Origin of the sequence: Streptomyces sp. NPDC127129, from assembly GCF_042671585.1 — a bacterium.
GTDB lineage: Bacteria > Actinomycetota > Actinomycetes > Streptomycetales > Streptomycetaceae > Streptomyces.
In genome coordinates, this window is record NZ_JBHXTV010000016.1 from 66,595 (window position 1) to 89,301 (window position 22,707).

Below are 22,707 nucleotides of genomic sequence, written 5' to 3' on the forward strand. Positions count from 1 at the left end.
GGGTGCGGCCGCCGCCCGCCTCCCTCCGCCGGCCCCGAGCCGAGCGAGGGAGAGCCCCACGTGACCATCGCGCCCGCCGATCCGGCCGCAGCGATCGAGAGCGACGGCAACGAGAGCGACGGACCCGGGACCGTGCTTCTGCGGACCCTGACCGACCTCACCGCCGACCTCACCGACACCGACCCCGGCAAGGTCGCCGCCGCTGCGCTGCGCGGCCGCAACGCCGGTTCGGACGAGGCGGAGCTGCGCGAGCTGGCCACGGAGGCGGCCGCGGGTCTGATCGCCGAGGACCCGGCGTACTCCCGGCTCGCCGCCCGGCTGCTCACGATCACGATCGCCGACGAGGCGGCCTCGCAGGGCTCGGTCACCTTCTCCGCGTCCGTCACCGTCGGTCACCGCGAGGGCCTGATCGCCGACCGTACGGCCGAGTTCGTCCGGCGCCACTCCGAGCGGCTCGACGCGCTCGTCGACGCGGACGCGGACGACCGGTTCGGCTACTTCGGTCTGCGGACGCTCTACTCGCGCTACCTGCTGCGTCACCCGATCACCCGCCAGGTGATCGAGACCCCGCAGCACTTCATGCTGCGCGTCGCCTGCGGCCTCGCCGAGGACGACTCCACCCGCGCGCTCGACGAGGTCGCCGCGCTGTACGGGCTGATGAGCCGGCTCGACTACCTGCCCTCCTCCCCCACGCTCTTCAACTCCGGCACCCGCCACCCGCAGATGTCGTCCTGCTACCTCCTCGACTCCCCGCTGGACGAGCTGGACTCCATCTACGACCGGTACCACCAGGTGGCGCGGCTCTCGAAGCACGCGGGCGGCATCGGCCTGTCGTACTCCCGCATCCGCGCCCGCGGTTCGCTGATCCGCGGCACCAACGGGCACTCCAACGGCATCGTGCCGTTCCTGAAGACGCTGGACGCCTCGGTGGCGGCCGTGAACCAGGGCGGACGGCGCAAGGGCGCGGCCGCGGTCTACCTGGAGACCTGGCACGCGGACATCGAGGAGTTCCTGGAGCTGCGCGACAACACCGGTGAGGACGCCCGGCGTACGCACAACCTGAACCTGGCGCACTGGATCCCGGACGAGTTCATGCGCCGGGTCAACGCGGACGCCGAGTGGTCGCTCTTCTCCCCGGCGGACGTGCCCGAGCTGGTGGACCTGTGGGGCGAGGAGTTCGACGCCGCGTACCGCGCCGCCGAGGCGAAGGGCCTGGCCCGCAAGACCATGCCGGCCCGTGACCTGTACGGCCGGATGATGCGGACCCTGGCCCAGACCGGCAACGGCTGGATGACCTTCAAGGACGCCTCGAACCGTACGGCCAACCAGACCGCCGAGCCGGGCCACACCGTGCACTCCTCCAACCTCTGCACGGAGATCCTGGAGGTCACGGACGACGGCGAGACGGCCGTCTGCAACCTGGGCTCGGTCAACCTCGGTGCGTTCGTGGCCGGTTCGGACATCGACTGGGAGCGGCTCGACGCGACCGTCCGTACGGCCGTCACGTTCCTCGACCGGGTCGTCGACATCAACTTCTACCCGACCGAGCAGGCCGGCCGCTCCAACGCCCGCTGGCGCCCGGTCGGCCTGGGCGCGATGGGCCTCCAGGACGTCTTCTTCCAGCTGAAGCTGCCCTTCGACTCCGCCGAGGCGCGCGCGCTGTCCACCCGTATCGCCGAGCGGATCATGCTCGCCGCGTACGAGGCGTCCGCCGACCTCGCCGAGCGGAACGGGCCGCTGCCGGCCTGGGACAAGACCCGCGCGGCCCGCGGTGTCCTGCACCCCGACCACTACGACGTGGAGCTCAACTGGCCCGAGCGCTGGGCCGCGCTGCGCGAGCGGATCGCCGCGGTCGGCATGCGCAACAGCCTGCTGCTCGCCATCGCGCCGACGGCGACGATCGCCTCGATCGCGGGCGTGTACGAGTGCATCGAGCCGCAGGTCTCCAACCTGTTCAAGCGCGAGACGCTCTCGGGCGAGTTCCTCCAGGTCAACTCCTACCTGGTGGAGGAGCTGAAGAGGCTCGGCGTGTGGGACGCGCAGACCCGTGAGGCGCTGCGCGAGTCCAACGGCTCGGTGGCCGGCTTCACCTGGGTCCCGGCCGAGGTGCGTGACCTGTACCGGACGGCGTGGGAGATCCCGCAGCGCGGTCTGATCGACATGGCGGCGGCCCGTACGCCGTTCCTCGACCAGTCGCAGTCCCTGAACCTGTTCATGGAGACGCCGACGATCGGCAAGCTGTCGTCGATGTACGCGTACGCCTGGAAGCAGGGCCTGAAGACGACGTACTACCTGCGCTCCCGCCCGGCGACCCGCATCGCCCGCGCGGCCCAGGCCTCCGTCCCCGTCCCCGTGCAGGCGACCCCCGAAGAGGCCGTCGCCTGCTCCCTCGAAAACCCCGAGTCCTGCGAGGCCTGCCAGTGATGTCCGACACCAAGAACCTGCTCGACCCGGGCTTCGAGCTGACTCTCCGCCCCATGCGCTACCCGGACTTCTACGAGCGCTACCGGGACGCGATCAAGAACACGTGGACGGTGGAGGAGGTCGACCTCCACTCGGACGTCGCCGACCTCGCCAAGCTGACGCCCGGTGAGCAGCACATGATCGGCCGGCTGGTGGCGTTCTTCGCGACCGGCGACTCGATCGTCGCCAACAACCTCGTGCTGACGCTGTACAAGCACATCAACTCCCCCGAGGCGCGCCTGTACCTCTCGCGCCAGCTGTTCGAGGAGGCCGTGCACGTCCAGTTCTATCTGACGCTGCTCGACACCTACCTGCCCGACCCGGAGGACCGCGCGGCGGCCTTCGACGCGGTGGAGAACATCCCCTCGATCCGCGAGAAGGCGCAGTTCTGCTTCAAGTGGATGGACTCGGTCGAGAAGATCGACCGCCTGGAGACGCAGGCCGACCGCCGCCGCTTCCTGCTGAACCTGATCTGCTTCGCCGCCTGCATCGAGGGTCTGTTCTTCTACGGCGCCTTCGCCTACGTGTACTGGTTCCGGTCCCGCGGTCTGCTGCACGGCCTCGCGACCGGCACCAACTGGGTGTTCCGCGACGAGACGATGCACATGAACTTCGCCTTCGAGGTCGTGGACACCGTCCGCAAGGAGGAGCCGGAGCTCTTCGACGACGCGCTCCGGCAGCAGGTCACCGACATGCTGAAGGAGGCCGTCGAGGCGGAGCTGCAGTTCGGCCGCGACCTGTGCGGTGACGGTCTGCCGGGCATGAACACCGAGTCGATGCGCGAGTACCTCCAGTGCGTCGCCGACCAGCGCCTCCAGCGCCTGGGCTTCGCACCGGTGTACGGCTCCGAGAACCCGTTCGCGTTCATGGAGCTCCAGGGCGTCCAGGAGCTGACGAACTTCTTCGAGCGCCGTCCGTCCGCCTACCAGGTGGCGGTCGAGGGCTCGGTCGACCTGGACGAGGACTTCTAGGTCCGCCGCCAGGTCCGCAGGCACGGCGAAGGGCCCCGCTCCGGGGGGAGCGGGGCCCTTCGTCGTACGCCGAGGTCAGTCGTTCGGGACCGTCTCGTACCGCGGGGTGCCCTCTTCCATCTGGCGCAGGGCGTCCTTACGGTCGCGCTTGGAGAGCTTGTCGATGTACAGGAAGCCGTACAGGTGGTCCGTCTCGTGCTGTAGGCAGCGCGCGAAGTAGCCGGTGCCCCGGACCTTGATCGGGTTGCCCTGGGCGTCCTGGCCGTGGACCTCCGCGAAGTCCGGGCGGGCCAGCGAGGCGTACGCGGTCGGGACCGAGAGGCAGCCCTCGTTGGAGTCGTCCAGAATCCGGCGTTCGGCCGGCAGCTCCTGGAGCACCGGGTTGACGACGACGCCGGTGTGGCGGACGCCCTCGTCGTCGGGGCAGTCGTAGACGAAGACCTTCTGGTCGACGCCGATCTGGTTCGCGGCCAGGCCCACGCCCTCGGCGGCCTTCTGGCTGGCGAACATGTCGTCGATCAGCGCCGCGAGCTTGTCGTCGAACTCCGTGACGTCCTTGCACTCCCGGTGGAGCACCGGGTTGCCGACGACCGTGATCGGGCGCGCCGTGCCGCGCTCGCGGTACGCGAGCTCGCGCGCCTCGCAGTCCTCCGTGTCGACGACGAAACCGTCGTTGATCTGCTCGTCAGTCTCCTGCTGCGCCATTCCGCCGCACGCCTTCCTCAGAACCCCAGTCGATGGTCCCGTACAGCCTAAGGGCAGGATCCGGGCAGTTCAGCAGACCTCTTCGAGATCCCGCCACTCACGGCTGTCGGGGCTGTCCGCCACCCAGCCGTCGAGCAGGCCGCGGACCAGACCCACGGGAGCCGCGATCCCGCACTCCCGTTCGGGGACCCAGAGCTCGCCGGGCGAGCGGTGGCCGAGGGGGCCGGGGTGTCCCGGTTCGCTGTGGTCGTGCGGGTCGAGGTGCTCGCCCTCGCCCTCGGCGCTGGGCATCGTCGACTCGGAGCAGGCCCGGCAGAGCAGCCGGACCGAGGAGGACCAGTCCTCCGCGGCGAACCCGGCGTCGGCGGCGAGCTGCTCCAGGGCGTCCCGGTCCGCCTCGGTGGCGGCCTCCAGGAGGACCACCCAGGTGGGGACGGGCGAGGGCGCCCAGAGCTCGATCTCGTCGAAGACGGGGTACGAGGGGCCGGCACTGGTGGTGCGCTCGCCGTTGGGCACGCCGTCGTGGAGCACGACCTCGCCCCAGCGGCGGCCCGAGGACGGCAGCGGGATGGAGAGGACCTCGATACGGGCCGGGTCCAGCCGGCGGCCCCACACGACCTCGGCCTCGCCCTCGGGCGAGAGCCGGACGGCGGCGCTGCCCAGCTCCATCCCGGCGGGCTCACCGGTCCCGGCGGAGGCCCCGGGCACCTTGAGCCCGTACGCCTGCCAGGCGCGGCGGGCCAGCGGCCAGTCCTGGAGCGCGGTGGCGGCGATGCCGACGTTCCACCAGTCGGGAGCGCCGGTCTCCTTGTCGAGGAGCGCGACGGCGCGCAGCCCGGCGGCCCGGGCCTGCTCCCAGTCGTGGCGGAACTTGTGCAGCAGCGCCAGGTTGAACCAGGACTCCGAGAGCCAGGGCTCCAGGTCCGCCGCGCGCGTCAGGAGCGCGCCCGCGTCCTCGTACCGGCCGTCGCCGATCAGCGTGAACGCGCGGTCGGTGGCCTGCCGCCACGAGGCGGAGGGCCGATGCCGTACCTTCCCGAAGATCCTCACGATTCCCGCCTGCCGGTCGCTTCACCCTCTTGTTCGCATCCAACCATGCCCGGTTGGACGCGCGCTCATTACCCATGGGTTACCCAGGAGGGACGGGGGTGACGCCCCCGGTCACGGCGCCTCGCGCGAGGACCCTGGCAAGGGATTCGACGACGTCGGGATGGTGGTCCCGGGCGGTGGAGAGGCGGAGCCGTTCGAGGGCGGCGAGCGACCCGGCGGCCCCGGGATCGGCGCCGGTGAGGTCGTCGTAGGCGTTGACGGTACGGACGATCCGGGCGGGCAGCGGCTGGTCGCGGTACGGGTCCGCCTGGCGTTCCACGACGACGGCCACGGCCGCCGGGACGCCGGTCTGGCGGACGACCGCGCCGCCGAGGAGCGCGATCCGGCGCTGCTCCTCGGCGGGGAGGAGGGCGGTGGCCCCCTCGGGGACGGGGTCGACGAGGGAGAGCTGCCCGATGTCGTGCATGAGGGCGGCGTACTCCAGGACGGTCAGCTCGGGCCCGGTGAGACCGAGCTCACGCCCGACGGCCCCGCTGAGCGCGGCGACGCGGCGGGCGTGGCCCGGTGCGGTGCAGCCGGCGATCTCGGTGGCGCGGGCGAGCGAGGCGATGGTCTGCCGGTTGGTGGCCCGTACGGCCTCGTACCGCCGGAAGGAGACCTGGGTGAGGAGCAGCGGCACGCAGAAGACGGGCAGGGCCCAGAGTCCGGCGGCGGCCACGCCGAGCGCCATGACGGTGCCGGTGGCGCAGACGGCGGAGCCGATGCCGATCAGGGCGCGGAGCTCCTCGCGGAGGAGGGGCCCGTAGGGGAAGCCGGTGCGGGCACGGAGCATCAGGGCGGCGAGGACGGCGTCGCACAGGGCGGTGAGGCCGAGGAGCAGCGCGAGGAGGAGGGCGTAGGCGGGGCCGTTGCCGAGGCGGGCGGTGACCTCGCCGGAGTTGTAGAGCGGCTGGAAGCAGAGGGCGGCGAAGCCGACGGTGAGGATGCGGCGGGCCTGGTGGTCGAGGTCGGGTTCCTCGCCGCGGGCGAGGTGCGGGACGATCCCGACGAGCCGTCCCGCCACGACGACGGCGACGATCTGGAGGACGCCGTGGGTGGTCGCGTGCCCGGCCTGTTCACCGAGGAGGGCGTACGCGAGGGCTCCCGCGGCGGCGAGGGGCGCGGGCTCCCTTCCCCGGAGCTCGCCGGGCGCGGTCGGGGCGCCGCCCCCCGGCGGGGCGCCCCGGCGGGCCAGCTCGCCGACGGCGATGAGGACACCGAACGCGAGGGCGTTCCCGGGATCGCTGACCCCGTTCCAGAGCGTGAACCCGAGTCCGGCGGCGGTGAGCACGAGCGCGCCGCCGTGGACCGCCCCGAGGGTCACGCTCCGGGGGCGCCTCACGCGCGCCCGCCGGGCGGGACGGGCGCGTGGGGTGCGACGCGGGCTCCCGGGCGCCGTGCCGGGAGCGCCGCGCGGTCGCCGAGGGTGGCGATCGCGTCGGGGGCGGGCGGCGGGCCGGCCGCGGCGCGCGGCGCGCGCACGGTCTTCGGAGCCGCGACGGGGCCACGCGCGGCCGGAACGTTTCCGGGCCGGCCGGGCAGGCCGGGCTCGTCGGCCGTGACCGCCGTCTGCCAGCCGTGCCGGTCGAGCGCCCGGACCAGCGCCCCGACCATCCGGGGGTCGAAGTGCGTGCCGGAGCAGCGCTCCAGCTCCGCCACCGCCGTCGCCACCGGCCGGGCCCGGCTGTAGGACCGGGTCGAGGTCATCGCGTCGAAGGCGTCGGCGACCGCGACCACCCGGGCGAACTCGGGGATCTGGCTCCCGCTGAGCCCGTACGGGTACCCGCTGCCGTCCATCCGCTCGTGGTGGTGCAGGATCGCCGCCCGTGCCTCCCCGAGGAAGCCGATGCCGCGGACCATCTCGTGTCCGTACTCCGGGTGCAGTTCGATGATCCGGCGCTCCTCGGGGGTCAGCGGCCCGTCCTTGCGCAGCACCCGGGTCGGTACGCCGAGCTTGCCCACGTCGTGCAGGATCCCCGCGAAGCGGAGGATCTCCAGGCGCTCCTCCGCCATGCCCAGCTCGTGGGCGATCAGCACCGACGCCCGGCCGACCCGCTCACTGTGTCCGCGGGTGTACCTGTCCTTGATGTCGACGGCCTGCACGAGGGCGCGGATCGTCGCCTGGTGCGCGGCGCTTTCGCGGTGGTACTGGGTGAATACCCAGCAGGAGATGTACATCGGCAGCAGCACGAAGAGCGCGGCGACGGGGCCGTACGTGCTGCGCCAGAGCACCGCCATCATCAGCCCGGCGAGGCCGTGCACCGCGTACGGGGCGAGCGCGCGGCCGGGCTGCCCCCGCCACGCCCTGCGCGGCGGGATCCTCTCCGCGGCGATCCGGATCCCGCCGTCGAGGGCCGTCAGGGCCAGGCAGAAGGTGAGCGCCGAGGCGGCGGCGGGGAGCAGGGCGTACGGGAAGTCGGGGATGTACGCCCCCTTCCCGATGACCTCGTCGCAGCCCAGGGTCTCGGCGACGAGCGCGGCGGCCCAGACGGCGATCAGGAGCTGGGAGGTGCGCCAGACCCGGCGTACCCCCGCCGGCCGCTGCTCGACCCGGGCGAGAAGCGCCCCCGGCAGCGCGGTGAGCGCGGCTGCGGCGGGCGGCAGGAGCAGGGCGGAGGCGAGCAGGACGGGGAAGAAGGAGCCGGCGCCCATGGGGGCGGTGGCGCCGCCGAGCAGCCGGCCGAGGAGCGGGCAGCGGGCGGGGAACTCGCACAGGGCGTACAGCGCCGCGAGGAGCGCGACGGCGCTCCAGGGCGTGTGCGCGCCGGGGCGCAGTGCGGGCAGGGCGCAGCCGACGGCGCCGACGAGCGCGCAGCCGATGTACACGCGTGCCGCCCACGGAATCGCCATCACGCCCATCACGCCTGTCACGCTAGCGAGTTGGACGGGGCGTGCGGGGCCGCGGCGGCCGATTCGCACCATCGGGTGATACAAGCTGATGTATGCGCGAGGGCCGCCGTGATCACCTCACGGCGGCCCTTCGTCGGCGTGCGGGGCTACTCCTGAGCCGTCGCCGTGACGTCGTGCTCGGGCACGACCTCGCCCGAGCGGATCAGGTCGATGCGGCCCATCACCTTGGCCCGCAGATCGGTGGGCACGTCGTCACTGCCGCAGCAGCGCTTGACGAGCTTCTTCACCGCCTGTTCCAGGCCGTACTTCTCCAGACAGGGGGAGCACTCCTCGAAGTGCACCTCGAACTTCGTGCAGTCACTGTCGGGCATCTCTCGGTCGAGGAACTCGTAGAGATGGTCCAGGACCTCCGAGCAGTCCGTCTCGTGCGGCTCTCCGCAGCTCATGAGCCCGAGCCTTTCAGATCGTTCGACGACTCTCCGGCGCCCGCGGGAACGAGCCCGCGGTCGCGGGCGTAGTCCTCGAGCATGCCGCGCAACTGGCGGCGGCCCCGGTGCAGTCGGGACATCACCGTACCGATGGGTGTCCCCATGATGTCCGCGATCTCCTTGTACGCAAAGCCCTCGACATCCGCGAGATAGACGGCGATGCGGAATTCCTCGGGGATCGCCTGGAGCGCTTCCTTGACGTCGGAGTCGGGCAGGTGGTCGAGCGCCTGTGACTCGGCGGACCGCAGACCCGTCGACATGTGCGACTCGGCACGGGCGAGCTGCCAGTCCTCGATCTCCTCGGCGGCGCTCCGCTGGGGCTCACGCTGCTTCTTGCGGTACGAGTTGATGAAGGTGTTGGTGAGGATGCGGTACAGCCAGGCCTTCAGGTTCGTACCCTCGCGGAACTGGTGGAACGAGCCGTACGCCTTGGCGTACGTCTCCTGCACCAGGTCCTCGGCGTCCGCGGGATTGCGCGTCATCCGGAGCGCGGCGGAGTACATCTGGTCGAGGTAGCCGAGGGCGTCCCGCTCGAAGCGTGCGTTGCGCTCCGCGGTCGTCTCCTCGGGGCCGTCGTCGGTCCCTGTGTCGGTCCCAGTGACCGGACCCACCTCCTCCAGCGCTGCGGCGAATCCGAATGCGGACCCACTCGATTCGGAGGATAGACGAGGAACCGCTCCGCCCGCCGCCCGAATAGGGGCGGTCTTGGGAGCGGGCAGCACTGTCCAGTCGAGGTCAGCGGCCTGCGCGCGCTCGGGGCAGATGGTCGAACCCATGCGACGGACTCCCTCTCCTTGCTCTCACACCGACATGGGGCACAACCGTGGTCGCACGCTCGGCATTCCCGCCCTCAGGGGCGGAGTGACGTGACCCACGAGGTGACCTCTTCGACGATGAGGGCGAGCGTGCCGTCCGGCGTCACGGGGGCGCGCTTGGCGACGGCGAAGCCGTGATCGCCGTACGGCACCTCGACGAGTCGGTACGGCCCTTCGGGGAATTCGGCGGGCTTTCCGAAGGAGTCGTTGCCGCCCTGGACGACGAGGGTGGGCAGACCCGTCCCGAGCAGTTCGCCGGCCCGGGACTTCTCCGGCCTGCCCGGCGGGTGCAGCGGGAAGCTCAGCGCGAGGACGGCCGCGGCGCCGAGCTCCTGCCCGGTCCGGCAGGCGACCCGGGCGCCCGCGCTGCGGCCCCCGGCGATCACCGGGAGGCCGGGCCCGCCGAGGGCGGGCCAGATCCCGCGCCAGCCGGTGTCCAGGGTCTTCGGCGCCGGGGCCACCTTCTTCCCGGCGACCCGCCACGGCTGCTCGACGAGCGCGACGGTCACCCCTCGGGCGGGCAGCGCGCCCGCCAGGGCCTGGAGGTCGCGCGCCTCGATCCCGCCGCCGGCCCCGTGGCTCAGGGCGAGCACCGCCCACGGTTTCTTCCCCGGACACCAGGTGATCCGGGCGTCCCCGGCGTCGGTCGGAACGATCTCACTCGTGGTCACGCCCCCATCCTGCCGCGCGCAGGCGTCCCGGGGTGTGCTCAGAACAGCGTGCCGACCTCCGGGCCGTCGAGTTCCTTCATGAGCTCCGGCCCGTTGTTGCGGACGTTGCTCACCGCCGTCGCGACCGGGAACGCCCGCATCAGCCCCTCGGGCGGCGCCGCGAGCAGCCCCTTGAGCTCCTCGGCGTCGCTGCGCCGGGGGTCCAGCCAGGCGTCCCAGCGGTCCGGGGTGAGCATGAGCGGCATCCGCGGGTGGATGTCTGCGAGCGAGTGGGGGCCCTCCTCGGGGGCCACGCCGAGCGGACCGCTCTCCGCCTCCGTCGTGACGACCGAGCACGTCACCCACCAGGCCGCCGGGTGGTCGTCGGGCAGGGTGCGGTCGCGCCAGAACTCGTAGAGACCGGCCATCGCGAAGACGGAGCCGTCCGCCGGGGTGACGAAGTACGGCTGCTTCCGCGTCCGCTTCTTCTTCCCCTCGACCTCCAGCTCCCGCTCCCCGGCGCCGGTGACCCACTCGTAGTAGCCGTCCGCGGGCAGGATGCACCGGCGCGCGGAGAAGGCCCGCTTGAAGGAGGGCTTCTCCGCGATCGTCTCCGCCCGCGCGTTGATCATCCGGGCCGCACCCTCGGGCGTCTTCGACCAGGAGGGCACGAGGCCCCATTTCAGTCTCCGCAGCTGGCGAACCGGCCGCGGCGAATCCGCGTCTTTGAGAGGACGCTCCAGTACCGCGTAGACCTCCTTGGTCGGGGCCACGTTCCAGTCGGGAGCGAGGGTCTCCTCCGGCTCCCACTTCTCGACCTCGAAGATCCCCACCAGGTCCTCGGGCCGACGACTCGCTGCATACCGTCCGCACATACGTGCCACACTGCCACGATCCCGATCCCCACCCGATCCCGTCCGAGGAGCCAGTCCAGAAAATGACCGAAGTCCTCGGCACGCAGCCCGCCCCGGAAGAGTGGCTGGTGATCGTCACCGGCGTGGCCGCGCTCCTCGCCACGGTCCCCCGCGCGATATGGCGGATCTCGCGGAACGCCGTCACCATCGCCCACGAGGGCGGCCACGGTCTGATCGCCCTCGTCACGGGCCGCCGGCTGCAGTCCATCCGGCTCCACTCGGACACCAGCGGGCTCACCGTCTCGCGCGGGCGCCCCACCGGCATCGGCATGATCCTCACCGCCGCCGCCGGCTACACCGCCGCCCCGCTGCTCGGCCTCGGCGGCGCCTGGCTGCTCGCCGACCACCGGATCACGCTGCTCCTCTGGCTCGCCACGGCGCTCCTCCTCGCCATGCTGGTGATGGTCAGGAACGCGTACGGGATCTTCACCGTCCTCGTGACGGGCGCCGCGTTCCTGCTGGTCTCCTGGCTCACCGGCCCGGACGTCCAGTCGGCGTTCGCGTACTCCGTCGTCTGGTTCCTGCTCCTCGGCGGGGTCCGCCCGGTCTTCGAGCTGCAGGGCAAGAGGCGCCACGGAGGGGCACCGGACTCGGACGCCGACCAGCTCGCCCGCCTCACCCACGTCCACCCGGCGCTCTGGCTCTTCTTCTTTCACGCGGTCGCGATCTGCTCCCTGATCGGCGGAGGCCGCTGGCTGCTGGGGCTGTAGCCTCCGCGTGCCCCACTAAAGTGAGGGCATGACCGATACCTCCCCGCACTCCGACCTGCACACCGACCTCTGGCCCGCCCCCTATGCGAGCGGTGCCGTCGACGCGACCGTCACCGTGCCCGGATCGAAGTCGGTCACCAACCGCGGTCTGGTCCTCGCCGCGCTAGCCGCCGAGCCGGGCTGGCTCCGCCGCCCGCTGCGCTCGCGCGACACGCTGCTCATGGCGGAGGCCCTGCGCACCCTGGGCGTGAAGATCGAGGAGACGGTCAACTCCAGCTCCTCCGCCGCGGGCGGTACGGGCGAGGCGTGGCGGATCATCCCGGCCGGTCTGCACGGCCCTGCGACCGTGGACGTCGGCAACGCCGGCACGGTCATGCGCTTCCTGCCCCCGGTCGCGGCCCTCGCCGACGGACCGGTGCACTTCGACGGCGACGCCCGGTCCCACGAGCGTCCGCTGCACGGTGTGATCGACGCGCTGCGCGTGCTCGGCGCCCGCATCGACGACGACGGGCGCGGCGCGCTGCCGATGACCGTGCACGGCGGCGGGGCGCTGGACGGCGGCCCGGTGGAGATCGACGCCTCCTCGTCCTCCCAGTTCGTGAGCGCCCTGCTGCTCTCGGCCCCCCGCTTCAACCAGGGCGTGGAGGTACGGCACGTGGGAGCGAAGCTCCCGTCCCTCCCCCACATCCGGATGACCGTCGACATGCTCCGCCAGGTGGGCGCCCAGGTCGACGAGCCGGAGACCGGCGGTGAGCCGAACGTCTGGCGGGTCTCCCCGTCGGCGCTGCTCGGACGCGATCTGACGGTCGAGCCCGACCTCTCGAACGCGCAGCCCTTCCTGGCCGCGGCTCTGGTCACCGGCGGCCGGGTGACGATCCCGGACTGGCCGGTCAGGACCACCCAGCCCGGTGACGCGCTGCGGGAGATCTTCACCGAGATGGGTGGCTCCTGCGAGCTGACCGAGGCGGGTCTCACCTTCACCGGTACCGGCCGGATCCACGGCATCGACGTGGACCTGAGCGAGGTCGGCGAGCTGACGCCCGGCATCGCGGCGGTGGCGGCGCTCGCCGACTCGCCCTCGACGCTGCGCGGCGTGGCGCATCTGCGGCTCCACGAGACGGACCGCCTCGCGGCGCTCACCAAGGAGATCAACGAGCTCGGCGGCGATGTGACGGAGACCGAGGACGGGCTGCTCATCCGCCCGCGCCCGCTGCACGGCGGGGTCTTCCACACGTACCACGACCACCGGATGGCGACCGCGGGCGCGATCATCGGCCTCGCGGTCGAGGGAGTGGAGATCGAGAACGTGGCGACGACGGCCAAGACCTTGCCCGACTTCCCCAGGATGTGGACCGAAATGCTCGGAGTCTGATCCATGCGGCACTACGGGAAGCGCACCGACGAGGACGACATCCGCCAGCGGCCCAACCGCAAGGGCAACCGTCCCCGCACCACCATCCGCCCCAAGCACGAGGACGCCGTCGAGGGCATGGTCCTCACCGTGGACCGCGGCCGGCTCACCGTCCTCGTCGAGGACCGGGTGGTCCTGGCGATGAAGGCGCGCGAGCTGGGCCGCAAGGCTGCGGTCGTCGGCGACCGGGTCTCGCTCGTGGGCGATCTGTCCGGCGAGAAGGACACGCTGGCCCGGATCGTACGGATCGGTGAGCGCAGCTCCGTGCTCCGCCGCACGGCCGACGACGACGACCCGTTCGAACGGGTCGTCGTCGCCAACGCCGACCAGCTGGCGATCGTCACCGCGCTCGCCGACCCCGAGCCGCGCCCGCGGCTGATCGACCGCTGTCTGGTCGCCGCGTACGACGGCGGGCTGACCCCGCTCCTGGTGCTGACCAAGTCGGACCTGGCCAAGCCGGACGAGCTCCTGGAGATGTACGGCGCGCTGGGTGTGCCGTACGTGGTCACCACGCGCGACGAATTCGTGGACGGAGTCGCCGCCGAGCGGGTGCACGAGCACCTGAAGGGCCGCACGACCGCGTTCGTCGGCCACTCCGGTGTCGGAAAGACGACCCTCGTCAACGCGCTGGTCCCGGAGGACCGGCGGCGGAGCACCGGTCACGTCAACGCCGTGACGGGGCGCGGCCGGCACACCACCACCTCGGCGCTCGCTCTCCCGCTCGCCGCGCGCGAGGGCGGCTGGGTGATCGACACCCCGGGCGTGCGCTCCTTCGGCCTCAACCACGTCGACCCGTCCCGGGTGATCCTCGCCTTCCCCGACCTCGTACCGGGTACGGAGAACTGTCCGCGGGCGTGCAGCCACGACGAACCGGACTGCGCGCTGGACGCGTGGGTGGCCGAGGGGCACGCGGACCCGGCGCGGCTGTACTCACTGCGCCGGCTGCTCTCGACCCGGGAGCGACGCGAAGGCGACTGACGCGCCCACGTTTGCGGTCGACCACCGTTGGTAAGTGCATAATCGCACCAAGTGCGACGAAGCAGTCACCTACGACGCGGGAGGCACTGACGATGGCGTGGCTGCTCGTGGTGGTCGCCGGGCTCCTGGAAACGGGGTTCGCGGTCTGCCTGAAGCTCTCGCACGGGTTCACGCGGTTCTGGCCGACGGTCGCCTTCGCCTGCTTCGCCCTCGGAAGCTTCGGACTGCTGACGCTCGCGCTGCGCAAGCTGGACGTGGGCCCCGCGTACGCGGTCTGGACCGGCATCGGCGCGGCCGGGACGGCGATCTACGGGATGATCTTCCTCGGTGACGTCGTGTCGACCCTGAAGATCGTGTCGATCACGCTGGTGATCGTCGGCGTGGTCGGGCTCCAGCTCTCGGGGTCGGCGCACTGACCGTCCGCCACGAGGGGTGCCGGGGCGACGACGTAGGAGAGCGCGAGCCGCAGCACGATCTCGCAGGAGTTCCGTACGTCTCCGTCACGGCCCTGGAGCGCCGTCGCGGCGCGGTCGCGGGCGAGGCAGAGAAGGTCGGTGGGGGACGGCACGCCCGCGTCGGCGCGGCGCTGCGCGGGGACGGCGGAGGCGCGTGATCCGGCCCTGGCCGGGCGGGGCACGGGGAGCCGCTCGCCCCAGCAGCCGGTGAGCAGAGCCCTCAGGAGGGGCCGGGCGAAGGCCTGCGAGACGGTCCACTCGGCGACGGCGAGGAGGTTCCGCCGGGGCGGGGCAGGTGCGGCCAGGATCCGTTCGACGCCCTGGAGGTACGCGTCCGCCTCGCGCCGTACGAGCGCGCGGGCGAGGCCCTCCTTGCTGCCGAACTCGTTGTAGAGGGTCTGCCGGGAGACGCCCGCGGCGGAGGCGACGTCGACCATGCGGACCGCGGACCAGGGCAGCAGCGTGAGCGACGCGAGGGCGGCATCGAGCAGGGCCTCACGGGCAGTCGGCATCGTCGCCTCCCGGCCAGAACGGTTCTGCGCTCAGAGTTGACGGGCCGCCACGCACTGTCAAGGCCTCCCGTGGGGCCACCTCCCTTCGGGGGATAGAGTTTCGACCATGGCCGATTACCACGACGATCTGCGTCTCGCCCACGTCCTCGCGGATGCCGCCGACGCGGCCACCATGGACCGGTTCAAGGCGCTCGACCTGAAGGTCGAGACGAAGCCGGACATGACGCCGGTGAGCGAGGCGGACAAGGCCGCCGAGGAGCTGATCCGCGGTCAGCTCCAGCGGGCGCGCCCCCGCGACGCGATCCTCGGCGAGGAGTACGGCGTGGAGGGCACGGGTCCGCGCCGCTGGGTGATCGACCCGATCGACGGCACCAAGAACTACGTCCGCGGTGTGCCGGTCTGGGCGACGCTGATCGCGCTGATGGAGGCCGGTGACACCGGGTTCCAGCCCGTCGTCGGCGTGGTCTCGGCGCCGGCGCTGGGCCGCCGCTGGTGGGCGGCGAAGGGCGCGGGGGCGTACACGGGCCGCAGCCTGACCTCGGCGACGCGGCTCCAGGTCTCGAAGGTCGCGGAGCTGGGCGACGCCTCGTTCGCGTACTCCTCGCTCAGCGGCTGGGAGGAGCGGGGCCGGCTCGACGGTTTTCTCGACCTCACGCGCGCGTGCTGGCGGACCCGGGCTTACGGCGACTTCTGGCCGTACATGATGGTCGCCGAGGGCGCGGTGGACCTCTGCGCCGAACCGGAGCTCTCGCTCTGGGACATGGCGGCGACGGCGATCGTCGTCCAGGAGGCCGGCGGCACGTTCACCGGCCTGGACGGGCGGCACGGTCCGCACAGCGGCAACGCGGCGGCGTCGAACGGTCTGCTCCACGGCGAACTGCTGAGCTACCTCAACCAGAAGAACTGACGCACGGCGGAAGAGCCGCCTCACGCACCCCCCGGGCGCGCCTCGCGCGCCCCCTTGTCAGGCCCCCGGCCCGCTGCGACTCTGAAAGTCCCCCCACTTGTGAACTTGTGAATCCGTTCTCGTTGAAAGCGGGAACGGTTCACCGAGGAGGTGGCTCCTTTCATGCTCGTCCGTGACGCCATGAGCACGGTGGTCCTCACCATCGGCCCCGCCCACACTCTCCGCCAGGCCGCCCGGCTGATGTCGGCGCGCCGCGTCGGCGCGGCGGTCGTCCACGACACCGACGCCGGCGGGTTCGGAATCCTCACCGAGCGCGACATCCTCAACTCGATCGGCGCCGACCAGAACCCGGACCGCGAGACCGCGGGCTCCCACACCACCACCGACGTCGTCTTCGCCGCACCCACCTGGACCCTGGAGGAGGCGGCCGCCGCCATGACCCACGGCGGCTTCCGTCACCTCGTCGTCCTCGACGGACACGGGCCGGTCGGCATCGTCTCCGTACGCGACATCATCCGCTGCTGGACCCCGGCACACCGCCACGCGACGACCATGGCGAGCTGAGACGAGGGAGGGCCGGTACGCGATCACGCGTACCGGCCCTCCCTCTCTTTCACGACAAGCGCCCTCGGCCGCGCAGGGCCTGGACCGCGGCTCCAGCCGCTTGCCCTTCGATCCTATGATAGACAATGTCTAAGTCAAGTGAACATCCAAAGTCACACCCGTTCGGGATCATGGAGCCCCGCTGTTACTCTGGCTCTCATGAGTGACCTGTTGGAACGTCTGCGCGGCCGCGGCTGGCGAATGACCGCGCAGCGGCGTGTCGTGGCCGAGGTGCTCGACGGAGATCATGTCCATCTGACCGCCGACGAGGTCCACGCGCGTGCCGTGGAACGGCTGCCCGAGATCTCCCGGGCCACCGTCTACAACACCCTGGGCGAGATGGTCACGCTCGGCGAGGTGATGGAGGTCGCGACGGACGGCCGCGCCAAGCGGTACGACCCGAACGCCCATCGCCCGCACCAGCACCTGGTCTGCGGCCGCTGCGGCGCGATCCGTGACGTCCACCCCTCCGGCAACCCGCTGGCGGACCTCCCGGACTCCGAGCGCTTCGGCTTCACGATCTCCGGTGTGGAGGTCACGTACCGGGGCCTCTGCCCGAACTGCGCCGCGACCGCCTGAGACGCACGACGAAGCCCCCCACTTCGGTGGGGGGCTTCGTCGTGTGCCGCGGACGTCGTGAGCCGTCGACGCCTACGCGGACACGACGAAGGCCCGGATCCTGAGGATCCGGGCCTTCGTTGCTACTGAGTAGCGGGGACAGGATTTGAACCTGCGACCTCTGGGTTATGAGCCCAGCGAGCTACCGAGCTGCTCCACCCCGCGTCGGTGAACCCAACCTTACGGGACGGCCACGACCAGCGCAAATCGCTTAAGCGGTGAGCTCCTGGTGCAGCGCCTCGCTCAGCCGCGCGGCCCTCTCGGCCACCTCCGCGGGACCCAGCTCCACGGCCCGCGCGCACCAGTGCCTGCCCTCCGTCAGCTCCCCGCGCCGTGCCGCGAGCAGCGCGAGCCGCAGCGCGGCGCGCCCGTGTCCGGCACGGGCGGCGCGGGTCCACCACAGGGCGGCCTCGCGCTCGCTTCCCTCACGGGCCAGGAGCAGGCCGAGGTTGAAGGCGCCGTTACGGCTGCCCGCCTCCGCCGCCTCGCGGTACCAGTGGGCCGCCTCCGCCACGTCGCCGCGGGCCGCGGCCAGCATGCCCACCCGTACCTGCGCGCGCCGGTGCCCCTGCTGGGCGGCACGCTCGTACCACTCCTCGCACTCGGTCTTCTCCTCGCGCGGGGCGCCGAGCGCGGGCGGACCGGGCTGCGGGCGGCGCGCGTCGAGGACGCTCGCCAGCCGGAAGGCCGCCTCGGCGCTGCCACCTCCCGCCGCGCACCGCAGATGGCGCTCGGCGGTCTGCTCGTCGCCGTCCCGCAGGCAGGCGATGCCGACCTGGAGGGCGGCCTCGGTGTGCCCGGCCGCCGCCGCGCGCTCGTACCAGCTCAGCGCCGTACGGTCGTCGTCGCGACCCGCGTAGAGGATGCCGAGGTTGAAGGCGGCGTCGACGCTGCCGGCCTCGGCGGCCTTGGAGAACCAGGGCTCGGCGCCGTTGGCGTCGCCGGCCTGGAGGAGGAGCACGGCGAGCGCGTTGGCGGCCTCGCGGTGTCCCGCGTAGGCGGCGCGGCGGTACCACTGCTCGGCCTGCTGGGTGCGGTCCTGGGCGGCGCAGAGCAGCCCGAGGTTGTACGCCCCGTTGACGTCGCCCGCGTCCATCGCGGCGCGGTACCAGCGTTCGGCGGTCTGCTGCTCGCCGCGGGCGGCGTGCAGGGCGCCGAGGGCGTTGGCAGCGTTGCCATCGCCGTCCTGGGCGGCGCGCAGCCACCAGACGGCGGCACTCTCCTCGTCCCCGGCGTCGCGCAGCAGGAAGCCGAGAGCGCAGGCGGCCTTCGCCTCGCCCTCCTTGGCGGAGCTCAGGTACCAGCGGCCCGCCTCCTTGAGCTCGCCGCGCTTCTCCAGGAGCGCGCCGAGGTGCAGCGCGGCCCGGCGGTGCCCGCGCGCGGCGGCCTGCCGGAACCACTGCTCGGCCTCGCCCAGCTCCCCGACGGGCGGAGTGGTGGGGGCGTCGTCGCCGGACGCCGGGCCGGAAGCAGGTCCGGGCAGCGCATCGGGAGCCGTGGCAGGCGCCTTACCGGCCGCGGCGCCGCTCAGGCGGGCCGGGCCTTCGGTCTCCGTCGCGCGCCGCTCCAGGGCCAGGGCGAGGCGGTAGGCGGCCTCGCGGTGGCCCTGCTCGGCGGCGGCGCGGAGCCACCGCTCGGCGCCGACGTCACTGCGGTGCTCCAGGAGGTCGGCGAGGGCGTACGCGCCCAGGGCGTGGCCCTGCTCGGCGGACTGGCGCAGCCAGTACTCGGCGGCGGGCTCGTCGCCGCGCTCGCGGTGGTGGCGGCCGAGCGCGTGAGCGGCGGGCGCGGAGCCCCCGACGGCGGCGACCCGCCACCAGCCGGCGGCCTCCTCCGCGTACCCGCGCTGGTGCAGCAGGACGCCCAGGTTGTTGGCGGCGGCGCGGTCCCCCTCGGCCGTGGCGCCGCGCAGATAGGGCTCGGCACCGTCCAGGTCGCCGCGGCGCAGCAGCAGCGCGCCGAGCACGCTCATGGACGCGGCGTCGCCGTTCTCAGCGGCGCGACGGTGGCGCGCCTCGGTCTCCGTGTCGCTCTCGGTCTCCGTGTCGGCGGTGGTGTCGACGGCCGCATCGACGGCCACCGCGGCCTCGATGATGTCATCTGCGGCACGTCGAGCGTGCCGCTGCACAAACCGCCCTGTCTCCAACAGAGTTGCCCTGTCCCCCATAAAAACCATCGTCGCACCACCCGCAACGCGCGTACACCTGGTATACCGCAGCCAGTGAGGTCACTTCAGCGTTTTGTCGACATGCCCACAGAGAGATAAGTCAAACACGACTCACCTCAACTCGCCCCCTCCCCACTGCTCTTCGGGGCGTCGCACGCCCCTCGGGGACACACGACTAGGGCCCGGATCCTGAAGGATCCGGGCCCTAGTCTTCAGTAGCGGGGACAGGATTTGAACCTGCGACCTCTGGGTTATGAGCCCAGCGAGCTACCGAGCTGCTCCACCCCGCGTCGTTGTGCCTTTAAGGTATCACGACGCGGGGTGGCTCCCGACCAGCCGGTCAGCCGGCCGGGCTCGCGCTCGACGACGGCGTCGGCTCGGTGGACGGGGTCGCCCCCGGCTTCGGTGCCGTACCGCCCGGCTTCTGGTCCGTCGAGGGCAGCTTCGCGCCCGCCTCAGCGGCCCGCTGGAGGGCGTCCTGCAGGGCTTCCTGGGCCTTGCCGTACGCGGTCCAGTCCCCCTTCTGCAGAGCCGCCTCACCGTCGTCCATCGCCTTCTGCGCGTCGGCGATGGCCTGCTTCAGCGCGGCGTCGTTGGTCGTCGGCGTCGTCGGCGGCTTGGTGCCCGGCTGCTCGGGCTGCTCGGGCGGCGTGGCGCCGTCCACCCCGAAGACCGCGTTCAGCGCGTCGGTGAGGTTGTCCTCGAACACCGTGGTGTCCTTGGTGGTGTCACCGTCCGGCTGGTCCGCGTCCACGTATGACACCGCGACCTTCTTCAGCAGCGGGTAGTGCGCGTTGCGGCCCTGGGCGTACACCGGCTCGACGTACAGGAAGCCGCCGTCGAGCGGCACCGTCAGCAGGTTTCCGTACTGGATGTCGGAGTCGGCGCCCTTCATGTCACGGACGAAGGTGGCCACCGACGGAAGGCTGTTGAGCTTGTTCTGCACCTGTTCGGGTCCCGGGACCTCGGAGGTGACTCTCAACAGCCTTATGCGGCCGTAGTCCTTGGAGCCGGCGTCGGCGTCGACCGCCATGAAGCCGCCCAGGTTGGGCCGCCCGTTGGGGGTGAACGTCGTCGTCAGCGAGAACTGCTGCTGCTTGTCCCCGGGCATCTTCATGCTCAGGTAGTACGGCGGAACCGCGTTGCCGTCCTTGTTGGTCGGGTCGTCCGGCACCTGCCAGGCGTCCGAGCCGCTGTAGAACTGCGCCGGGTCCTTCACGTGGTACCGGGTGAGCAGTTCGCGCTGGACCTTGAACATGTCCTGCGGGTACCGCAGGTGCTGCATCAGGTCGGGCTTGATCGACTCACGCGGCTGGACGGTGTCCGGGAACGCCTTCATCCACGTCTTGAGGACCGGGTCCTTCGTGTCCCACTCGTAGAGGGTCACCGTGCCGTCGTAGGCGTCGACGGTGGCCTTCACCGAGTTACGGATGTAGTTGACCTGGTTCTGCTGGGCGACCACCGCGCGCTGCTGGTTGCCCACGGTCAGGGAGTCCGCCGTGGTGTCGCCGAGCGTGGTGCGCGAGGCGTACGGGTAGCCGTTCGTGGTCGTGTACGCGTCGACGATCCACTGGATCTTGCCGCCGACGACGGCCGGGTAGGCGTCGCCGTCGATGGTCAGCCAGGGTGCCACCGCCTCGACGCGCTCCTTGGGCGTCCGGTTGTAGAGGATCCGCGAGCCGTCGCCGATGGCCCCCGAGTAGAGGATCTGCGGCTCGCTGAACGCCACCGCGTACGCGGCGCGGTTGAACGTGTTGGAGAGGTTGACCCCGCTCTTGCCCTCGTAGCTGGTGGTCTTCTCGCCGTTCTCCTCGTAGTCCAGCTCCTTCTGCGGGCCGCCGACGATCGAGTACTGATCCGTCTTCTCGCCGTAGTAGATCCGCTGCTGGTACGGGCCGAGCATCCCGGTGGTCGGCAGGCCGGCCTCGGTGAAGACCGGGGAGCCGTTGGCGTCCGTCTGCGTGCCCGCGGCCATGATCGCGCCGTAGCCGTGGGTGTACGTGAAGTGGTCGTTGATCCAGTTCCGCTTCGGGATGCCCTTGATGTTGAGCTCACGCAGGCCGACGACGGTGTCCTGGCCCTTGTAGCGGTCGACGTCGAGGGTGGTCGGGAACTGGTAGTACTTCCGCTTCTGCTCCAGCTGCTGGAACGTCGGCGAGACGATGTTCGGGTCGATCAGCCGGTAGCTGGCCGCCGTGTCCGAGTTCGCGCGGAGCTGGTCCTTGGCCTTGACCGTCGACTTGCCCGAGTAGTTCTCCGGCTCGGTGCCGTCGATGGCGTACGCCTTGCGCGTGGCATCGATGTTCTTCTGGATGTACGGCGCTTCCTTGGCCTGCTCGTTCGGCTGGACCTGGAACTTCTGCACGATGGCCGGGTACAGGCCGCCGATCAGGATCGCCGACAGGACCATGAGGCCGAAGCCGATCACGGGCAGCTGCCAGGTGCGGCGCCACAGCGTCGCGAAGAAGAGCACGGCGCAGATCACGGCGATGCAGAACAGGATCGTCTTCGCCGGCAGGTAGGCGTTGGCGTCGACGTACCGCAGACCCGTCCAGTTGCCGGCCGCCTTGAAGTCGCTGGACTTCACGGCGAGGCCGTACCGGTCGAGCCAGTACGCCACGGCCTTGAGGGAGACGAAGACGCCCAGGAGCACCGACAGGTGGCCCGTCGCGGCGGCGGTGGCGCGGGCACCGGGGCTGGTGACGCGCAGCCCGCCGTACAGGTAGTGCGTCAGCGCGGCGGCCACCAGCGACAGGACGGCGGCGGCGAAGCCGAAGGCCAGCAGCGAGCGGTACCAGGGCAGGTCGAAGGCGTAGAACGACACGTCCAGCTGGAACTGGGGGTCCTTCTGGCCGAACGACACGCCGTTGACCCACATGAGCCAGGTCCGCCACTGGCCGGAGGCCGAGGCGCCCGCGATCAGGCCGACGAGCGCGGTGATCGCGAGGAGCACCCACTTCTTGTAGGGCGCCAGACCCATCCGGTACCGGTCGAGGCTCTGCTGCTCCAGCGACATCGCGCTCAGCGGCGGCCGGAGCCGGTGCGCCAGCCAGATGTTGAACCCGACGGCGAGCGCCATCAGCAGACCGAAGACGGCGAACAGGCCGATCTTGGTCCACAGCGTGGTGGTGAACACGGACGAGTACTGGACGGAGCGGTACCAGAGCCAGTCCGTCCAGAACCCGGCGAACATGACGAACACCATGGCCAGAACGGCCAGCACACCCAGGGTCATGAGCAGCGTGCGGGCCCGCCGGGACGGCCGGCCGACTCTGATCCTTGGCCCGGACGGACCTCCGCCGCCTCCGCGGTCGGGCATCTGGAAAGCCAACGTGCGCCCCTCAGGTTGATGCGTCGATAAAGCAGGCCCCGCGATCGTAGAGCCCACTGATGCAACTTAC

General features: G+C 71.6%; 20 protein-coding genes and 2 tRNA genes. 9 read left to right on the forward strand and 13 right to left on the reverse strand.

The genetic code is table 11. The features are described from left to right. Positions 1-60: 60 nt before the first annotated feature. Both ACFVGW_RS28080 and ACFVGW_RS28085 read left to right on the forward strand, forming a co-directional pair. Positions 61-2,424, forward strand: coding sequence for a ribonucleoside-diphosphate reductase subunit alpha (locus ACFVGW_RS28080; RefSeq protein ID WP_383228437.1), 2,364 nt, complete (start codon positions 61-63; stop codon positions 2,422-2,424). Continuing rightward, positions 2,424-3,434, forward strand: coding sequence for a ribonucleotide-diphosphate reductase subunit beta (locus ACFVGW_RS28085; protein WP_352186982.1), 1,011 nt, complete (start codon positions 2,424-2,426; stop codon positions 3,432-3,434). The genes ACFVGW_RS28080 and ACFVGW_RS28085 overlap by 1 nt, the downstream gene beginning before the upstream one ends. 75 nt (positions 3,435-3,509) lie before the next feature. Here the strand turns inward: ACFVGW_RS28085 and def are convergent, their stop codons facing one another. The 8 genes from def to ACFVGW_RS28125 form a co-directional block, all read right to left on the reverse strand. Then, a complete protein-coding gene (def, locus tag ACFVGW_RS28090) occupies positions 3,510-4,139 on the reverse strand; it encodes a peptide deformylase (RefSeq protein WP_352186981.1) in 630 nt (209 codons plus the stop codon). Between the two features lie 69 nt (positions 4,140-4,208). Next, positions 4,209-5,189 (reverse strand): hypothetical protein, encoded by a 981-nt coding sequence (locus tag ACFVGW_RS28095; protein ID WP_260228954.1) that lies wholly within the window; start codon positions 5,187-5,189, stop codon positions 4,209-4,211. Between the two features lie 79 nt (positions 5,190-5,268). Continuing rightward, positions 5,269-6,570, reverse strand: a complete 1,302-nt coding sequence (locus tag ACFVGW_RS28100; RefSeq protein WP_385853903.1) for an HD-GYP domain-containing protein — start codon at positions 6,568-6,570, stop codon at positions 5,269-5,271. Further along, positions 6,567-8,087: an HD-GYP domain-containing protein gene (locus ACFVGW_RS28105; RefSeq protein WP_385853967.1), complete on the reverse strand. Its 1,521-nt coding sequence runs from the start codon at positions 8,085-8,087 to the stop codon at positions 6,567-6,569. The genes ACFVGW_RS28100 and ACFVGW_RS28105 overlap by 4 nt, the downstream gene beginning before the upstream one ends. A gap of 137 nt (positions 8,088-8,224) precedes the next feature. Beyond that, on the reverse strand, positions 8,225-8,524 hold the full coding sequence (gene rsrA / locus ACFVGW_RS28110; protein ID WP_352186979.1) for a mycothiol system anti-sigma-R factor: 300 nt from the start codon (positions 8,522-8,524) through the stop codon (positions 8,225-8,227). Continuing rightward, positions 8,521-9,177, reverse strand: coding sequence for a sigma-70 family RNA polymerase sigma factor (locus tag ACFVGW_RS28115; protein WP_352186978.1), 657 nt, complete (start codon positions 9,175-9,177; stop codon positions 8,521-8,523). The genes rsrA and ACFVGW_RS28115 overlap by 4 nt, the downstream gene beginning before the upstream one ends. 239 nt (positions 9,178-9,416) lie before the next feature. After that, positions 9,417-10,052 (reverse strand): alpha/beta family hydrolase, encoded by a 636-nt coding sequence (locus ACFVGW_RS28120; protein ID WP_385853904.1) that lies wholly within the window; start codon positions 10,050-10,052, stop codon positions 9,417-9,419. Between the two features lie 38 nt (positions 10,053-10,090). Further along, a complete protein-coding gene (locus tag ACFVGW_RS28125; protein WP_385853905.1) occupies positions 10,091-10,906 on the reverse strand; it encodes an SOS response-associated peptidase in 816 nt (271 codons plus the stop codon). A gap of 62 nt (positions 10,907-10,968) precedes the next feature. On the opposite strand from ACFVGW_RS28125, the gene ACFVGW_RS28130 reads away from it, so the two are divergent. The 4 genes from ACFVGW_RS28130 to ACFVGW_RS28145 all read left to right on the forward strand — a co-directional run bounded on the left by ACFVGW_RS28130 (position 10,969) and on the right by ACFVGW_RS28145 (position 14,460). Next, the gene (locus tag ACFVGW_RS28130; protein ID WP_383228432.1) at positions 10,969-11,655 is read left to right on the forward strand and encodes a M50 family metallopeptidase; all 687 of its coding nucleotides are present in this window, start codon (positions 10,969-10,971) and stop codon (positions 11,653-11,655) included. A 28-nt stretch (positions 11,656-11,683) separates the two neighbouring features. Continuing rightward, entirely contained in the window at positions 11,684-13,027 is a 1,344-nt protein-coding gene (aroA, locus tag ACFVGW_RS28135) for a 3-phosphoshikimate 1-carboxyvinyltransferase (RefSeq protein WP_385853906.1), read from the forward strand. 3 nt (positions 13,028-13,030) lie between these two features. Further along, a complete protein-coding gene (gene rsgA / locus ACFVGW_RS28140; protein WP_383228430.1) occupies positions 13,031-14,044 on the forward strand; it encodes a ribosome small subunit-dependent GTPase A in 1,014 nt (337 codons plus the stop codon). A 92-nt stretch (positions 14,045-14,136) separates the two neighbouring features. Next, positions 14,137-14,460 carry a multidrug efflux SMR transporter gene (locus ACFVGW_RS28145; protein WP_352186972.1) on the forward strand — a complete coding sequence of 108 codons (324 nt, stop codon included), beginning with the start codon at positions 14,137-14,139 and terminating at the stop codon, positions 14,458-14,460. Here the strand turns inward: ACFVGW_RS28145 and ACFVGW_RS28150 are convergent. After that, the gene (locus ACFVGW_RS28150) at positions 14,352-15,011 is read right to left on the reverse strand and encodes a TetR/AcrR family transcriptional regulator (protein ID WP_385853907.1); all 660 of its coding nucleotides are present in this window, start codon (positions 15,009-15,011) and stop codon (positions 14,352-14,354) included. The two genes, ACFVGW_RS28145 and ACFVGW_RS28150, sit on opposite strands and share 109 nt — an antisense overlap. Positions 15,012-15,117: 106 nt before the next feature. On the opposite strand from ACFVGW_RS28150, the gene hisN reads away from it, so the two are divergent. The 3 genes from hisN to ACFVGW_RS28165 all read left to right on the forward strand — a co-directional run bounded on the left by hisN (position 15,118) and on the right by ACFVGW_RS28165 (position 17,100). Further along, the gene (gene hisN, locus ACFVGW_RS28155; protein ID WP_352186970.1) at positions 15,118-15,918 is read left to right on the forward strand and encodes a histidinol-phosphatase; all 801 of its coding nucleotides are present in this window, start codon (positions 15,118-15,120) and stop codon (positions 15,916-15,918) included. Between the two features lie 162 nt (positions 15,919-16,080). After that, positions 16,081-16,482 carry a CBS domain-containing protein gene (locus ACFVGW_RS28160; protein ID WP_352186969.1) on the forward strand — a complete coding sequence of 134 codons (402 nt, stop codon included), beginning with the start codon at positions 16,081-16,083 and terminating at the stop codon, positions 16,480-16,482. A 198-nt stretch (positions 16,483-16,680) separates the two neighbouring features. Beyond that, on the forward strand, positions 16,681-17,100 hold the full coding sequence (locus ACFVGW_RS28165) for a Fur family transcriptional regulator (protein WP_352186968.1): 420 nt from the start codon (positions 16,681-16,683) through the stop codon (positions 17,098-17,100). 130 nt (positions 17,101-17,230) lie between these two features. Here the strand turns inward: ACFVGW_RS28165 and ACFVGW_RS28170 are convergent. From ACFVGW_RS28170 to ACFVGW_RS28185, 4 genes are all read right to left on the reverse strand, one after another. Further along, positions 17,231-17,304, reverse strand: a tRNA-Met gene (locus tag ACFVGW_RS28170). Between the two features lie 46 nt (positions 17,305-17,350). Then, entirely contained in the window at positions 17,351-19,315 is a 1,965-nt protein-coding gene (locus ACFVGW_RS28175) for a tetratricopeptide repeat protein (protein WP_385853908.1), read from the reverse strand. Between the two features lie 207 nt (positions 19,316-19,522). Beyond that, positions 19,523-19,596 (reverse strand) — tRNA-Met (locus tag ACFVGW_RS28180). A 50-nt stretch (positions 19,597-19,646) separates the two neighbouring features. Then, a complete protein-coding gene (locus ACFVGW_RS28185) occupies positions 19,647-22,625 on the reverse strand; it encodes a UPF0182 family protein (protein ID WP_385853909.1) in 2,979 nt (992 codons plus the stop codon). Positions 22,626-22,707: the final 82 nt, after the last annotated feature.